Consider the following 13,649-nt stretch of genomic DNA (forward strand, 5'->3'; position numbering starts at 1 on the left):
AGCGATATGCCAGCAATACCAGCAGCGGCATTAGCTTCAGCAGCCTTCGCAGCCGCAGGCGGCGTAGCAGCCGGCACCGCAGCTGTCGTTGCGGCCACGATCGCATACGGTGTCGCGTACGCAGTCGTTTCCTTGGCAGTCTCGTTCGCCATCGGTTCCTTGATGGGCGCTGTCTTCAAGCCGCGCACCCAGAACGGGTTCGCCGCCGAAGCCCAAGGCCGCACGCAGATCGTCCGCTCCAACGTCCAGCCGCGCAACATGATCTACGGGCGGGCGATGACGTCTGGCCCGCTCGTGTTCGCGGCCAGCACCAACGGAAGCGACAAGGCCAACCAGTTCATGCACCTGGTGATCGCGCTGGCCGACCACGAGTGCGATGCCATCGAGGAGGTGTATCTCGGCGAGGACGCTGTTGGCGTTCTGGACGGGTTCGGCTACGCAATAGGCGGCAAGTTCAGTAAGTCTTGGGGGGAATCGAGAACCAAGGGCTTCCCAGTTGATCCTCATGCGACATCGATGACGGTGTCAGTCGGGGAGGCAGTCCGCAGCATATCGTCCGTCGTGGTTGGGGTCTCGAATGGGGAGTTTGAGAACCGGTACACGGTCAGTGACGTGTCGTGGAGCCAGGGCAGCGACGTCGTGACCGTGCGCGGGCTACCGGACGGCGCAACGGGTATCTCGATCACCTTCGAGGCGCTGCGATCGAGGGCTTATGTCCGGATCAAGAAGCATCTCGGTGCGACCAATCAGGATGCCGATAGCGACCTGGTGAACGAGGTGCCCGGTTGGACCTATCACCACCGCCTTCTCGGGGTCTGCTACCTCTATGTGCGGCTGGAGTATGACGCCGACATGTTCCCCAATGGTTTGCCGAACATTAAGGCCGTAGTGCGCGGCAAGCGCGTGCTGGACCCGCGGGATGGCACGGTGTCCTGGTCGAATAACTGGGCGTTATGCGTCTACGACTACTTGCGGGATGAGCGTGGCTTTGGCTGCACGGACGCGGACATCGATGTGGCATCGGTGATCAACGCAGTTGGTGTCAGCAACGAGAGCGTGGCGGTCGCCGGCGGGTACCAGTTACGGTACCGCTGCGATGGCATTGTGATGAGCGACAAGTCTCCGCGCGACAACCTGACCGAGATGACGACGGCGGGCGCTGGCGCGGTGGTGATTTCCGGCGGGGTGTTCCGTGTGTTCGCTGGCGCATACGACATCCCGACGGTCACGCTGACGGAATCGGACCTGCGCGGCTCGATCAAGGTGCAGCCGCGCATCTCGCGCAAGGACCTCTTCAATCGGGTCAAGGGAACCTTCGTGGACCCGTCGAAATACTGGCAGCCGGGCGACTTCCCGGCTGTGGGCAATTCATTGTATTCGGCGCAAGACGGCGAGGTGATCGATCGCGACATCGAGCTGCCATACACCACCGACAGCGTCGCGGCCCAGCGGCTGGCGAAGATCATCCTGGAGCGATCTCGTCAGGGCATCGTGGTCGAGTTCCCGGCCAAGCTGACAGCCTTCCAGCTCACGGCCTACAGCACCGTCAAGCTCACGCTCGCGAAGTTCGGCTGGGCCAACAAGGTCTTCCGGGTGATGTCCTGGAAGATGAGCGCCGACGGCGGCATCGACCTGGTGCTGAACGAGGAAGCCGCGGCAGTCTATGACTGGAACATGGGTAACGCCACGACGGTCGACCCAGCGCCGGATACCAACCTGCCGAACCCGTTTCTCGTGGAGAACCTCGGTCAGATCCGCATGGATTCGGGCGAGGAACAGTTGATCGTCAGCCAGAGCGGTGTGGTGACGTCGCGCATCCTGGTGTCGTGGCCGGCTGTGCAGGAAGCGTCGCTGGCGCAGTCCGGCCGCATCGAGTTGCAGTACAAGCGCGCAGACCAAGCCGACTGGATGATGCTGGCCCCGCTGACGGCGGATACCACCAGTACTTACCTTTCGCCGGTCGAGGACGGCATGCCATACCAGGTGCGAGGCCGGCTGGTCTCGGCGATCGGCGTACGCAGCAGGGAATGGGCCTACTCGCCAGTGCATACGGTGGTAGGCAAGCTGGCACCGCCGGCGGATCTGACCGGCCTGTCGCTGACTGTGCTGAACGGTTTCGCCAATCTGACGTGGGACGTGGCGCCCAACCTGGATGTGCGCAACGGGGGGCAAGCGCGGATCCGACACACCACGGACCTGGTGCAGGCGAGCTGGGGCAGTGCGATCGATATTGGCGGCTACATCTCCGGCGCGGCGAACTCTGCGCAGTTGCCTTTGCTGGAAGGGGTCTATCTCGCCAAGTGGATCGATTCCACCGGGCATGAGTCGCCGACAGCCGCTGCTGTTATCACCACCGCGCCCTCTCTGCTTGACCTGAACGTGGTGGCCACGATCATGGAGCACCCGGCGTTCTCTGGGGCGAAGAGCGGGGTGGTATTCGACCCGGCGGCAAACGGCATCAAGTTGGTCGGGCTCGGGCTCATTGACGATCAGGGGCTGATCGATGCCGGCGGGCAGTGGGACACGCAACCCGCGATTGATGGGCTCGGCCTGATCGATGACGTAGTCGGAAATGGTGGGTGGGGGCTGATCGACTCGCTGGGGGGTATCGCGAACAGCGGCACCTATGCGTTCGCGGGATCGCTGGATCTCGGCGTCGTCGAGAAATCCAGGCTGACGGCCACCATCGATTCGGTGTCCTTCGATACAGATGACCAGATCGACTCGCGGCTGAATCTGATCGACACGTGGGGGTCAGTAGACGGGGATCGCATCAACGATACCGCAGTGTCGCTGTATGTGCGGACCACGTCGGATGACCCTGGCGCGTCGCCGATCTGGTCCGAGTGGCAGCGCTTCTCGATGGGAGACTACGAGGCCCGGGCGTTCCAGTGGAAGGTGATTCTGGAAAGCCAGTCGTCGACGCACAACGTGGCTGTCACAAGCCTGACGGTTGGGGTCGATATGCCAGATCGCATCGAACATGGCCATGACGTCATTTCAGCGGCAGGGCCGCAGGCGATCGTGTTCAGCAAGCCGTTCCGGATCGTGCCGTCCATTGGCATAACGGCACAGAACGGTGTGCAGGGTGACTACTTCAACATCACCAGCAAGTCCGAAGCGGGCTTCACCGTCAACTTCTTCACCAGCGCGGGCACGCCAGTCTCCAGGCGGTTCGACTGGGATGCCAAAGCCTACTAACTCCGAGAGGTAAGCATGTCTCAACACGACCTGGTTCTCGACAACCAGACGGGGGCGCTTTTTCGCGCGGACCTGAACGCCGCACTGAAGGCGATTGCAGAAAACCAGGGCGGCTCCGTTGCGCCGACCACGACCTATGCGTATCAGTTCTGGGCTGACGCGGGGGCGGGCCTGCTCCGAATGCGGAACGCTGCCAATACCGCATGGGTCACTATCGGGCTGTTGGGTGTGCCGAATTTCGGCCACATCCTGCCAGGCGCCGTCTTTTACCACGGCAAGAGTGCAGCGCCATCGGGCTACCTGAAGTGCAATGGCGCGGCAGTATCGCGTACGACCTATGCAGACTTGTACGCGGAGATCGGCACCACCTTCGGCGCGGGTGATGGCTCGACGACGTTCAACCTTCCCGAGCTGCGCGGCGAGTTCCCGCGCGGCTGGGACGACAGCCGTGGCGTCGACGCTAGCCGGGTCTTCGGTAGCGCACAGGCGCAGGGCGAGCGCGCTCACTACCACACGATCCAATACAACGTGTATGGGCTTGGTGGCGGCGGCTCGAATATCACCATCGTGAACACGAACACGGACGGCGCCACGATTACCGGCGGAGAAACGCGACCTCGCAACGTCGCGCTGCTGGCCGTGATCAAATACTGAGGACCGATATGAACATCCACAACTATCACCCGATCACTGGCGAGTTCCTTGGCGCCGGCCTGGCCGACGAAAACCCGCTCAAGCCGGAGGATCCGATCGTGCCGGGTTATGCCACGCCGCATGCACCGCCGGCCGCCGGCGCGCGCCGCGTCGCGCTGTACCTGGGCGCGGACCTGCGGCCACCGCAGAACTGGCCGGACGGTGCCTGGACACTTGCGCCCGACTACCGGGACGAGCCGCTATTCCGCACGGCCGACGGCTCGCCGTTCGTGCTCGGGGCCGAGTACTCCGGCCTGGGCGACCTGCCGGCATTCCTGACCGACGAGCCGCGCCCGTCGCCCGCGCACAAGTGGGCCGACGAGGAATGGACGTTGGACGTGGCGCTGGAGACCGAGCAGCTCGCTGCTTCTGTGCGTGCGAGACGTGACGCGTTGCTGGCCGAGGCAGACCGGCTGATCGCGCCCCTGATGGACGGCTTCGTGCTGGGCGAGCTGGATCCGGCTGACGAGGTTCTGCTGAAGGCTATGAGCCAGTACCGCAAGGCCCTGCGCGCGGTCACGAGCCAGGCAGGATTCCCGCGCACCATCGACTGGCCGGTCAAGCCGGCGTAAAGCCGCACCAACATCGCATAGAGCCGCCTCCGGGCGGCTTCATTGTTTCTGGAGATCTCCATGCCGCCGAACGACAAGTTTGCGAGCAGCGCCAAGGCCATTACCGGGCCGTCCGAAACCTATTTCGCGATCACCCCAAGCGACACAGTCGACTTTGCCGAGATCGCCAACAGCATCCGCGTCGGCACCGGTGGCGACGTCGTCGCAGTGCGCCCGGACGGGACTTCGGTCACTTTCAAGAATTGCGCGGCCGGTGAGGTCCTGCCGATCCGGGCACGGCGCGTCAATGCGAGCGGCACCACCGCACTCGACCTGGTGGGGCTATGAGACTCGGGCTCGGCCTCGCACTCACAGGCAATCGGCGCGGCAAATATGACGCTGACGACCTGTCAAAGGGAACGCTGCAGCTCGACTTCATTTCGGTCAATGAGCCGACGATGCAGTTCGACTTCGTGGTCAACGTGTACCGCGCATGGATCGATGACCCGACGTGGCCGTACGGAATCGTCGGCGTCTTCAAAGGGAAAGCATAACTATGCTGGTGAGCAAGAATCTTGGTGACATTGTCACCGTTGCCCGCGCGTCGGGGGCATGGGGTTACAGTTCGGGCGGCTTGGTGGTCCCGTTTTCGGCCAATGCCCCGCGTCTTGACTATGACCCGCTAACGCTGGCCGCTCGGGGGCTGCTGGTTGAGGGGGCGCAGACAAACCTGTTGTGGCCGAGTATGTATGGCACCGCTAGCGCGCCCACCTACTACACGATCACGAATGCCGCTTCCCTGGTGTCGGGGCAGCAGGCAATTCGCTTCGTTATGAAGGGCGTGGGCGGTCCTAATTCGCCGACGACGGGCGGCACTCAGTTCACCGCTACCGGCGCAATGTGCCAATGGTCGATTGTTGAGGCTGACCTAGCCTCGGTGGCTGGCGCTGTCACGAGGCTGGTGTTCTACAAGACGTCTGGAACCCCTGGCATTTGGGGTGGGGTCAACCTGGATCTCACGACTGGTGTAGCGACACTCGCCAGCGGGACTGGAACGGTCACGTACGGCGTCACCAAAATGTCGAACGCGGGCCCAAACGGTGGGGCTCTCTACCTGCTTTGGACTGCCACCACCAATGCCGGAGGGGAGACGCTGAATGCGTACCCGTACACGATTACCGACGGCTCTGCCTCTGGAACAGGGAAGTCTGTAATCGTGCATCACTTCCAGATGGAGGCGGGAAGTCTACCGTCATCTCCGATCGTGACGACGACGGCGCAAGTCACTCGTGCTGCCGACAGCGCGGTCGTCACCGACCTGAGCAAGATTGGCTTCAACCCGAGCGAGGGCACCGTCGTCCTTCAGCTGCTGGTTCCTCCCACTCCAAGTTCGACGAGATCGCTGCTTGAGATTGGGGATGGCACGCTCAACAACCGCTTCTATCTTGGAGCGAGTTCGGGAAATGGTGTGCTTACCACGTCCTCTGTTGGTGGTGTGGTTGGTGCGACGGCATCCGATACATGGAGGGGATCGGCCGTAGGCGCGGTAGCAAAGATCGCTCTGGCATATAGCACCGCTGGCCTCACCATGAGCGTGAACGGTGCGGCAGCGGTCACGGCTGCACTGCCAGTTGTTCCAACAGTCACCAAGCTGGGCATTGGGTGCACGGCGGGCGGCGTCAATCCCCCGAACACCTGGATTCAAGGGGTACGGTACTTGCCTCGTCGCGCAGCCGCCGCCGAACTCCAAACTCTTTCCGCTTGAGGTGACCATGTTCCACGACTACTACCTTCGCGGCCCCGACCGCGACACCACGCGCGCTGCGCTGCTGGCCGCCGGCCTGACGGTCGAATACACCGAGGACGGCGAGATGCAGCGCGTGCCCGCCGAGGGCGTCAACCTCTCGACCATCGGCACGATCTACGAGGGCGGCGAGTGGGATGCCGACGGCAACGTGATCATGCCGCCGACGGCTGTGCCTGGGTGGCATGTGAACCTGCGGCTGGAGCGCGAGCTGACCGCCGGCGAGGCGGCGGCGCTGGGGAGCATCGTCGTCGCACCGGAGCCAGGCACACCGTATCGTGTGTGGGCATGAAGGAGAGAGCTATGGACGATCAAGACTTGTCACACGCTCAGCGCCTGCTACTGCAACTGTGGATCCCTGTATCGGAGCGCCTGCCGGAAGAGGGGCAGGCCGTGCTCGCCGTGGGGCCGGTCCATGACACGTATAGCGACTATGGCGGTTGGGGGCAGGTGGAGGTGATGCCGGTCAGGTACAAGACCGATAAGCGAGACGGCCAGGCTCGCTTCTTCTTTCTGTATCGTCGCGATTATGTCTGGGACGTATGCGATGCAACCCACTGGATGCCGCTTGCGGTGCCGACTGAGGACGCCGCCGAAAGCATCAAAAAGGCGTTGGCGTAGCCATAGGAGGTAGCACAGTGAGTCTGCAAAAAAAGACCGGCTGAGACGGGAAATCGTTGCCGGTCTTGCACAGAAGTCAATGCACAAAAGGAGCGCAGCAGGCGCCGCGCGGCACGAATTAGATCAAAATAGTATTTGATATACAACATTTAATTTGTAAGAGTTGCGTGACTAAGTGTCCCTAAATGCAGTCAATGCCCGCCGCGTGCGGGCTTTTCCTTTTCTGGAGTCCGCATGGACCAACAAGCTTTCCAGGCCGCCGCGGGCCTGTCGCCGGCGCTCGCCGCGCGCTGGTGGCCACACATCGAGCCGGCGCTCTTCGAGTTCGGGATCCTGTCGCCGGCGCGTGTGGCCGCGTGGATCGCGCAGACCGGCCACGAGTCACTGGGCTTCTCGCTCACGCGCGAGCTCTGGGGCCCGACGCCGGCGCAGATGCGCTACGAGCGCGACCTGTCGGCGCCGTGGCCGCCGGCGGATCGGGCCAGCCGCAACCAGAAGCCGTTCGAGCTGGGCAACAGCCAACCGGGCGACGGCAAGCGTTTCATGGGCCGGGGCCTTATCCAGATCACCGGGCGCGCGAACTACCGCACGTGCGGCGCTGCGCTCGGCTTCGACCTGCAGGCCACACCAGCCATGCTCGAGGGCGATGCGCTGGCCGCGCGCTCGGCGTGCTGGTTCTGGCATTCGAGGGGACTGAACGCGCTGGCGGATGCAGGGGCGTTCGAAACCCTGACCCGACGGATCAATGGTGGCATCAACGGGCTTGCCGACCGCCAAGAGCGCTGGGCGCGCGCAAAGCAATTCACCAAGGGATAACGGGGAGGGTTAAATGCAAGAGCACGAAAAGAGCCTGGCAATGCTGGTCGTTTTGGGCGCGATGATCGCCCTGGGGAAGCTGCTCGTGAGCGATGAACACCTGACATTCCGGCTGATCATCGGCCGTGCGGTGCTGGGCGCGGCCACGTCGATGATTGCCGGCGTGGGCCTGATTCAGTTTCCGGAACTGCCGCCGCTGGCGCTCTATGGCATCGGCAGTGGCTTGGGCATTGTCGGCTCGCAGTACATCGAGGTATGGCTCAAGCGCAGGCTGCGCCGGGGGGCAGGGAAGTGAGCGCGCTATCGAAAGTCCTGCGGCGGCCCGCAGCCGGCTGCCTGGCCTTCTGGTGCCCGGGCTGCGGCATGTCCCACACGATTCAGCACGGCGCTGGGCCCGGCCCGCGCTGGGGTTGGAACGGTGATGTCGAGCGGCCGATCTTCACGCCCAGCGTGCTCGTGACCGGCACGGATTTCACCGAGGCAGGCGAGGCCGAGTACGAGCAATGGATGGCCGCAGGGTGTCCGCCGCTCGACGGGCACCGGTTCGACAGTCGCGCGATCGTCTGCCATTCGTTCGTTGGCTGCAACGGAGCGCAGCCCGGCGAGATCGTCTTCCTGGGCGACTGCACGCACGCGCTGGCGGGCCAGGCCGTGCCACTGGCCAAGTTTCCGGAGGGGTGGGGATGCTGATGCTGGCGATTCCATGGCGCTCCTGTGGCGTGGCTGCCCTGCTTGGTGCCGTGGTGGCGGTGGTGCTGGCCTACCTGCTGTATTTCGAGCCGCGGGCAGAGGCCGCCAGCCAGGCGCTGCAGGCGGCCGCGGAACGCGCGGGCCGCGTGCTGGACGCCAACGAGCGGTGCGCCGCCGACGTGGATAAGGCTAACGGCGCCGTCGCGGCGCTGAAGGCTGCGGCGGCCGAGCGTGCGAGCCAGGCAGCCGCGGCGCTGGCCCAGGCCGAGAGCCGCGCCGCCGCGGCGGAGGGTAAGGGCACCGAACTGGCGCGCCGGCCGCCGGGCAAGCCGGCCGACCTGTGCGGCTCGCTCGACGAGCTGCTGACCGAGGCGATCAAGGAACGGAGGGCCGGGCGATGAAGAGCATTCTGGTGCTGGGCACGCTGCTGGCCGGCTGCGCTGGCGCGCCGCAGGTGATCACGCAGACGAAGACGGTGGAGGTGCCGGTGGCGGTGCCGTGCAAGGTTCCGCAGGTCGCACGGCCGGCCTGGGCACTCGATCAGGTGGACCCGGATGCCGACGTGTTCACGAAGGGGCGGGCGGCACTGGTGGAGGTGCGGCAGCGGGCGGCCTATGAGGTGAGGCTGGAGGCGGCGGTGGCTGCCTGCCAGTGACGTAGTCGCAGACCTGCGCGCTACTCTGGTTTTTCACGGGTGGCGAGTATGGTGCGAATGTCCTGCTCATACCTACCTGCGACGCGGGCACTCAACCAACGAAGGGCAAAGAAAGTGGCAACGGTTAGGGCAAATGCAAGCCCAAGCCCGGTTGATTGTGCTACGGGCAGAGGGACCGACGCAGTCCATGGAATGAGCGAAGTGTATTGCACCGAAAAAGCAACCACGATAAGGCAGCCCCCAAATACGTAGTCTGCCTTTTGTGCAGCTAGAGCCTTGGTCATATGGGGGTTCCAACCCCAGTAGGTGCCAGATAGTTCTGCCATGTTGGCTGGGCTCTGCTTGACAACGCCCACGGCGAAAAATATAGAACCAAGTATGCCGATGCATGCGGACAGAATTTGTAGCGCAAAAGAGAGCGTCATATGGGCTATGGTCCTATTTTTCCGTCGTGGTACGTGATGCCCTCGGAGCTGGCGCGCCATCCATCAACTCTGCGGGATATGGTCGCATGAAGCTGCGCGCCCGCTCCTGATCCCGGCAGGTCAGCCAGTCGTCCCATTCCGCCGTGGGCACGATCACGATCATGCGCTTTTCCTTGCCCGGAGCGTGGAAGCGGTTCATCAGCGGGTGCTTGTCCGAATTCATGGTCAGCATGGTGAGATCAGGGCAACCTCGGCTTCCCTGCACAGGACCAAACCACGCAGCACGCGCCCGCCGCCCCTGACGCACTTTCTGAACTCCACAGGCGCATCGTCCCACCGCCCCACGTTGACCCGCTTGCGCAGCGTGCGCATGCTGCCGGCGCCGAGGTACCCGGCCTAGCGTTGTGGGGTGGGGGAGGAAATCGAAGCTGGTAAAATCTGATGTGAATGCGCCTTAATGCGCATGCCAGGATTCGTCATGGGCACTGACAAGATTTGTCACGATGCGCCTGATACATCGAGTTACAACTGACACACTTTGTCATAATGATGCGGTTTTCGACCAGATTTGGCCTGGCACGAGGGTTGCGTATAAGGTTTGCGCAGCAAATTGCTGCCTACAAATAATTGGGGGTCAATCTTATGAAAAAAGCACGGATGGGAATCAAGCGGGTACAAAAGGGCTTCACGCTGATCGAACTGATGATCGTGGTCGCGATCATTGGTATCTTGGCGGCGATCGCGATTCCGCAGTATCAGGACTACGTGACGAAGTCTAAATGGCAGAACAACATTGCCGATCTGGCCGCTCTCAAGACTGCAGTTTCCCAATGCCTTCAGGTCAATGCTGGTGATGGATCGTTGTGTGATACTGCTGCGGAGCTGAATATTAATTCTCTGCCGACGCCCAAGTACGCGACCGGCGCTGTTGCTCTGACTGGCACGGCAGCCACTGCCGGCCCTCCCGCAGTTCCGGGTAAGGTGAATGTTAAATTCACCGGAAAATCTGAGGTAGGCAGCTATATCTACGAGGCAGATTGGGCTCCGGACGCAACCGGAACCCAAGTTTCGTTCAGTAAGATCGGTACTGACAGCATTCCTACGAATATTATGCCGGCTACCAACCGCTAATCACACCTGAGTATTGGCTTGTGAGCGCCTTCGGGCGCTTTTTTCATTTCCGGAGAAGTATGTTGTCCTTGCCCACTACGACTGAGATGATCGCGTCGCTCGATGCAGAACTGGTGGATTTCCTTGGCGAGCGCATGAGGCTCGCTGCAACGCTGGCGGCTGCGCGCACGCCGGACGAGATTGAGCAAGAAGTGCAACGGATGCGTACCCTGGCCACGATCTACGGTGCGCCCCTCGGCCTTGTGGAGCAGGTTGCTCGCTTGCTCTTCGCGGCAGAGGCGCCAGCGGACAAGGGCTGAATGTAAAAAGGCCCGCTATTGCTTCATGAACCATTGGGGGTCGTGTTCCGCGGCGCGCCTGCCGACGAATTGGCACTGAAGTATCTTAAAACAAGGGAAAGCGAGCAAGACACAAAAGGTCGATTGTGGCGTGGCGCACACAGCCAGCTCACGCGGGGCGCGCTACGGGGCGCATTGCGGTAAATCATTGATTTATAAAACGACGGGCGGCCTGCAAAGCCGTGTTCGCCAGTTCAACTCTGATCGCCGCTTAGATCGTTAAGCACTTAGCGCTGCCCTAATCGGTGGCGCTTTTGCTTTTTAGCGAACCAAGTGGCGGCACTCGCTGGTAAATAGGGCGAAGTCTCCCCGGGGTTCCTGTGCTCCTAAAGGGACAAGCTTGTCTGGCCGCGTGAACTCGTCCTCCTGCTCCCTCTTTTCGCCCCATCGACTGTCTGGCAAATTCCGTCTTGCTCGTTCCTGTTCCCCCTCCCCGCGCTGCTCGTCCCGCATGCCAGCACCGTTGCCTGGGCTCTAGCGGCACCTCCTGGCGCTGTCAGTTCATTGCTTCCTTTTGTCGCCTATCATTCGCTATTTTTAGGACTTATCCTATTATCGTCGTTTATTTTCTGTTTTCTGGCATTTTTGCTTCAGCAAATGCCACCGGATGCCGTAAAGACGGAGGTAAGACCCGTTCAAAAGACGGTTCGCCGGATCTGAAGTCTTCGCAAGCGCGCTTCGAAAGTAGATTTGTCTGGGCTTGTGGGTGGTTTGGCGCGGCAGGAGCCGTGCACGCGACCCGTGGGCGTCATTTCAATATCCTCCTTTCCAGGAATCGGTGCCCGCCCTGTGGCGGGCGCCGGCTATGCGTAATGAATATCACTCAACGCCTGCTGGCCACCTTGTCGCTGGCCTTGTTCGCCATACTTGCCCTCGGTGTCGGCGGCATCTGGCAACTCCGCGCATCGCAGGAGCGCTTTTCCTACTTCAACGACAACACGCTGGTCAGCGTACGCACGCTGGATGACCTCTGGGCCAATGTCAACGGCATGCGCGTATCGCTCTACGCCTATGCCCTGTCGGACGAGGCGAGCGGGCGCGCGGAAGCCGTGGCGGCTTTAGCGAAGGCTGACCAGGCTTTCGATACGATTGTTGCCACCTACGAACGCAACGACATCTCGGATGAGAAGGACCGGGCGCTGCTGGAAGCCGACCGGGCCGCGGTGAAGCGGTACCGGGTGGAGCGGGAGCGTTTCCTGGAGAAGTCTGCGGAGGGCGATGCCGAGGCGGCGCGGGGCATGTTGCTGGGTGGCTCGCTCTTCAAGGCCGCGACGGCGCTGGGCACGGCCATCAACGAACACGTTGCCTACAACGCCGCCTTGGGCAAGCAGGTGGCCGAGAACAACCGCAAGGCGTACGAACTGGCGCTGACGGTGTTCTGCGCGATTATCGGGGCCGCCTTCGTGATCACCGGCGCGATGGGTTTTTCGCTCTATCGCCGAATCCACGGCAGCCTGGCGGAGATCGAGCAGACCTTGCACTACGTCAGCGAGTCGCTTGACCTTGGGCGGCGCGCATCGGTGCGGCACAACGATGAGATCGGGCGGACGGCGATTGCCTTCAACGAATTGATCGAGCACGTCGCCTCGGCGCTGTCGGAGGTGCGCATGTCGACCGATTCGGTGAGCACGGCGGCCCATCAGATCGCCGCCGGCAATGCGGACCTTTCCTCGCGCACGGAACAGCAGGCGGCAGCGCTGGAGCAGTCCGCGGCGAGCATGGAGGAGCTGGCGGTGACCGTGCGGCAGAATGCCGAAAACGCGCGCCAGGCCAGCGGCCTGGCGGACAATGCCGCCGACGTGGCGGTGCGCGGCAGCACGGCGGTGCAGCAGATGGTGGATACCATGGGTGTGATCAGCACGAGTTCCACCCGCATCGCCGAAATTACCTCGCTGATCGAAGGCATTGCCTTCCAGACCAATATCCTGGCGCTCAATGCTGCCGTGGAAGCGGCGCGTGCCGGCGAACAGGGGCGCGGTTTCGCGGTGGTGGCGGGCGAGGTGCGGAGCCTGGCGCAGCGCTCATCCAGCGCGGCCAGGGAGATCAAGGACCTGATCGATACGGCGGTCAACACGGTAAGCACCGGCTCGGCGCAGGCGGAAGATGCCGGGCGAACCATGAATGAGATCCGCGTGGCCGTGAAAAGAGTGTCGGACATCATCGGCGAGATTGCCGCGGCTTCCAGCGAACAGAGCACCGGGATCGAGCAGGTCAACCAGGCTGTCGGGCAGATGGACCAGGTGACGCAGCAGAACGCCGCCCTGGTGGAGCAGGCGGCCGCGGCTGCGCAGTCGCTGGATGAGCAGGCCCACAAGCTGCGCGATACGGTGGCGACGTTCCGGCTGGCTGCTAACTAGCAAAGGGAGGGCCAGGCCCGGTAGTGCCGGACGCTATGTCCGGCCGGTTTCCGGGCCTGGCACGCGGTCCCGCTGACTTCCTTCCGGGTGGTGACCACAGCGGACCGCTCCTTCGACACGAGTCCATTCGGTGCCGTGTGCATAAGCCGGAACATTAAAGGGCCACATCCGGCCCGATTCCCCGCTTTGCCGCAGTGATGATCGTGTTACATTCCATATCGTAGTCTTCGCGGGGCGTTCGGGGGATATCTGGCCTGAACTGTGCGCCATTGTCCGGATGGACCACTGCCACGCGATTGCCCCCGGGCCCTGTAAGACTCCCGTTCCCGTTTTCCCTCAATCAGCGCGGTACCTCCTGGCCACTGCG

19 protein-coding genes are annotated in these 13,649 nt (G+C 62.7%); 16 read left to right on the forward strand and 3 right to left on the reverse strand.

Translation table 11 applies throughout. The features are described from left to right. Positions 1 to 6 precede the first annotated feature (6 nt). The 13 genes from AC1DS6_RS07870 (at position 7) to AC1DS6_RS07930 (ending at position 9,031) form a co-directional block, all read left to right on the forward strand. Positions 7 to 3,201 carry a phage tail protein gene (locus AC1DS6_RS07870; RefSeq protein WP_477102369.1) on the forward strand — a complete coding sequence of 1,065 codons (3,195 nt, stop codon included), beginning with the start codon at positions 7 to 9 and terminating at the stop codon, positions 3,199 to 3,201. 15 nt (positions 3,202 to 3,216) lie between these two features. Beyond that, the gene (locus tag AC1DS6_RS07875) at positions 3,217 to 3,855 is read left to right on the forward strand and encodes a phage tail protein (protein ID WP_441636936.1); all 639 of its coding nucleotides are present in this window, start codon (positions 3,217 to 3,219) and stop codon (positions 3,853 to 3,855) included. An 8-nt stretch (positions 3,856 to 3,863) separates the two neighbouring features. Beyond that, a complete protein-coding gene (locus tag AC1DS6_RS07880) occupies positions 3,864 to 4,466 on the forward strand; it encodes a phage tail assembly chaperone (protein ID WP_441636934.1) in 603 nt (200 codons plus the stop codon). Positions 4,467 to 4,526: 60 nt separating this feature from the next. Then, positions 4,527 to 4,793, forward strand: coding sequence for a spike base protein, RCAP_Rcc01079 family (locus tag AC1DS6_RS07885; protein ID WP_441636932.1), 267 nt, complete (start codon positions 4,527 to 4,529; stop codon positions 4,791 to 4,793). After that, entirely contained in the window at positions 4,790 to 4,999 is a 210-nt protein-coding gene (locus AC1DS6_RS07890) for a hypothetical protein (protein WP_441636930.1), read from the forward strand. Before AC1DS6_RS07885 ends, AC1DS6_RS07890 begins: the two co-directional genes overlap by 4 nt. 2 nt (positions 5,000 to 5,001) lie before the next feature. After that, a complete protein-coding gene (locus AC1DS6_RS07895; RefSeq protein WP_441636928.1) occupies positions 5,002 to 6,210 on the forward strand; it encodes a phage head spike fiber domain-containing protein in 1,209 nt (402 codons plus the stop codon). A 7-nt stretch (positions 6,211 to 6,217) separates the two neighbouring features. After that, positions 6,218 to 6,541 carry a hypothetical protein gene (locus AC1DS6_RS07900; RefSeq protein WP_477102370.1) on the forward strand — a complete coding sequence of 108 codons (324 nt, stop codon included), beginning with the start codon at positions 6,218 to 6,220 and terminating at the stop codon, positions 6,539 to 6,541. Between the two features lie 11 nt (positions 6,542 to 6,552). Then, complete coding sequence (locus AC1DS6_RS07905) at positions 6,553 to 6,870, forward strand: DUF551 domain-containing protein (protein WP_441636924.1); 318 nt, start codon at positions 6,553 to 6,555, stop codon at positions 6,868 to 6,870. Between the two features lie 234 nt (positions 6,871 to 7,104). Next, entirely contained in the window at positions 7,105 to 7,686 is a 582-nt protein-coding gene (locus AC1DS6_RS07910) for a glycoside hydrolase family 19 protein (RefSeq protein ID WP_441636922.1), read from the forward strand. A gap of 13 nt (positions 7,687 to 7,699) precedes the next feature. Beyond that, positions 7,700 to 7,981, forward strand: a complete 282-nt coding sequence (locus AC1DS6_RS07915; protein WP_441636920.1) for a phage holin family protein — start codon at positions 7,700 to 7,702, stop codon at positions 7,979 to 7,981. Then, positions 7,942 to 8,376 carry a ubiquitination-like system serine protease family protein gene (locus tag AC1DS6_RS07920; protein ID WP_441636919.1) on the forward strand — a complete coding sequence of 145 codons (435 nt, stop codon included), beginning with the start codon at positions 7,942 to 7,944 and terminating at the stop codon, positions 8,374 to 8,376. The genes AC1DS6_RS07915 and AC1DS6_RS07920 overlap by 40 nt, the downstream gene beginning before the upstream one ends. Next, positions 8,376 to 8,777, forward strand: coding sequence for a hypothetical protein (locus tag AC1DS6_RS07925; RefSeq protein WP_441636917.1), 402 nt, complete (start codon positions 8,376 to 8,378; stop codon positions 8,775 to 8,777). The genes AC1DS6_RS07920 and AC1DS6_RS07925 overlap by 1 nt, the downstream gene beginning before the upstream one ends. Further along, the gene (locus AC1DS6_RS07930; RefSeq protein ID WP_441636916.1) at positions 8,774 to 9,031 is read left to right on the forward strand and encodes a hypothetical protein; all 258 of its coding nucleotides are present in this window, start codon (positions 8,774 to 8,776) and stop codon (positions 9,029 to 9,031) included. The genes AC1DS6_RS07925 and AC1DS6_RS07930 overlap by 4 nt, the downstream gene beginning before the upstream one ends. Positions 9,032 to 9,051: 20 nt before the next feature. On the opposite strand, the gene AC1DS6_RS07935 is transcribed toward AC1DS6_RS07930, so the two are convergent. Genes AC1DS6_RS07935 through AC1DS6_RS07945 form a run of 3 tightly spaced genes read right to left on the reverse strand, consistent with a single transcriptional unit; the run spans position 9,052 to position 9,828 of the window. After that, entirely contained in the window at positions 9,052 to 9,456 is a 405-nt protein-coding gene (locus tag AC1DS6_RS07935) for a hypothetical protein (protein ID WP_441636914.1), read from the reverse strand. Positions 9,457 to 9,469: 13 nt separating this feature from the next. Beyond that, positions 9,470 to 9,688: an SOS response-associated peptidase family protein gene (locus tag AC1DS6_RS07940; protein WP_441636913.1), complete on the reverse strand. Its 219-nt coding sequence runs from the start codon at positions 9,686 to 9,688 to the stop codon at positions 9,470 to 9,472. Beyond that, positions 9,682 to 9,828 (reverse strand): glycoside hydrolase family protein, encoded by a 147-nt coding sequence (locus tag AC1DS6_RS07945; RefSeq protein WP_441636911.1) that lies wholly within the window; start codon positions 9,826 to 9,828, stop codon positions 9,682 to 9,684. Before AC1DS6_RS07945 ends, AC1DS6_RS07940 begins: the two co-directional genes overlap by 7 nt. A 270-nt stretch (positions 9,829 to 10,098) precedes the next feature. Between AC1DS6_RS07945 and AC1DS6_RS07950 the strand changes: the two genes are divergently transcribed. The 3 genes from AC1DS6_RS07950 to AC1DS6_RS07960 all read left to right on the forward strand — a co-directional run bounded on the left by AC1DS6_RS07950 (position 10,099) and on the right by AC1DS6_RS07960 (position 13,282). Further along, complete coding sequence (locus tag AC1DS6_RS07950; RefSeq protein ID WP_477102371.1) at positions 10,099 to 10,587, forward strand: pilin; 489 nt, start codon at positions 10,099 to 10,101, stop codon at positions 10,585 to 10,587. A gap of 68 nt (positions 10,588 to 10,655) precedes the next feature. Next, entirely contained in the window at positions 10,656 to 10,886 is a 231-nt protein-coding gene (locus tag AC1DS6_RS07955) for a hypothetical protein (RefSeq protein ID WP_441632561.1), read from the forward strand. A gap of 851 nt (positions 10,887 to 11,737) precedes the next feature. After that, entirely contained in the window at positions 11,738 to 13,282 is a 1,545-nt protein-coding gene (locus AC1DS6_RS07960) for a methyl-accepting chemotaxis protein (RefSeq protein WP_441632563.1), read from the forward strand. The last annotated feature ends 367 nt before the right edge of the window (positions 13,283 to 13,649 follow it).

Source organism: Cupriavidus sp. 05L310, from assembly GCF_056398185.1.

Excerpts from the sequence above, each read along its gene's own strand:
- AC1DS6_RS07915 (WP_441636920.1), top strand. The coding sequence starts at position 7,700 with ATGCAAGAGCACGAAAAGAGCCTGGCAATGCTGGTCGTTTTGGGCGCG.
- AC1DS6_RS07935 (WP_441636914.1), bottom strand. The coding sequence starts at position 9,456 with ATGACGCTCTCTTTTGCGCTACAAATTCTGTCCGCATGCATCGGCATA.
- AC1DS6_RS07890 (WP_441636930.1), top strand. The coding sequence starts at position 4,790 with ATGAGACTCGGGCTCGGCCTCGCACTCACAGGCAATCGGCGCGGCAAA.
- AC1DS6_RS07925 (WP_441636917.1), top strand. The coding sequence starts at position 8,376 with ATGCTGGCGATTCCATGGCGCTCCTGTGGCGTGGCTGCCCTGCTTGGT.
- AC1DS6_RS07920 (WP_441636919.1), top strand. The coding sequence starts at position 7,942 with ATGGCTCAAGCGCAGGCTGCGCCGGGGGGCAGGGAAGTGAGCGCGCTA.
- AC1DS6_RS07870 (WP_477102369.1), top strand. The coding sequence starts at position 7 with ATGCCAGCAATACCAGCAGCGGCATTAGCTTCAGCAGCCTTCGCAGCC.
- AC1DS6_RS07940 (WP_441636913.1), bottom strand. The coding sequence starts at position 9,688 with ATGCTGACCATGAATTCGGACAAGCACCCGCTGATGAACCGCTTCCAC.
- AC1DS6_RS07950 (WP_477102371.1), top strand. The coding sequence starts at position 10,099 with ATGAAAAAAGCACGGATGGGAATCAAGCGGGTACAAAAGGGCTTCACG.
- AC1DS6_RS07880 (WP_441636934.1), top strand. The coding sequence starts at position 3,864 with ATGAACATCCACAACTATCACCCGATCACTGGCGAGTTCCTTGGCGCC.
- AC1DS6_RS07905 (WP_441636924.1), top strand. The coding sequence starts at position 6,553 with ATGGACGATCAAGACTTGTCACACGCTCAGCGCCTGCTACTGCAACTG.
- AC1DS6_RS07930 (WP_441636916.1), top strand. The coding sequence starts at position 8,774 with ATGAAGAGCATTCTGGTGCTGGGCACGCTGCTGGCCGGCTGCGCTGGC.
- AC1DS6_RS07895 (WP_441636928.1), top strand. The coding sequence starts at position 5,002 with ATGCTGGTGAGCAAGAATCTTGGTGACATTGTCACCGTTGCCCGCGCG.
- AC1DS6_RS07910 (WP_441636922.1), top strand. The coding sequence starts at position 7,105 with ATGGACCAACAAGCTTTCCAGGCCGCCGCGGGCCTGTCGCCGGCGCTC.
- AC1DS6_RS07885 (WP_441636932.1), top strand. The coding sequence starts at position 4,527 with ATGCCGCCGAACGACAAGTTTGCGAGCAGCGCCAAGGCCATTACCGGG.
- AC1DS6_RS07960 (WP_441632563.1), top strand. The coding sequence starts at position 11,738 with ATGAATATCACTCAACGCCTGCTGGCCACCTTGTCGCTGGCCTTGTTC.
- AC1DS6_RS07875 (WP_441636936.1), top strand. The coding sequence starts at position 3,217 with ATGTCTCAACACGACCTGGTTCTCGACAACCAGACGGGGGCGCTTTTT.
- AC1DS6_RS07945 (WP_441636911.1), bottom strand. The coding sequence starts at position 9,828 with ATGCGCACGCTGCGCAAGCGGGTCAACGTGGGGCGGTGGGACGATGCG.
- AC1DS6_RS07900 (WP_477102370.1), top strand. The coding sequence starts at position 6,218 with ATGTTCCACGACTACTACCTTCGCGGCCCCGACCGCGACACCACGCGC.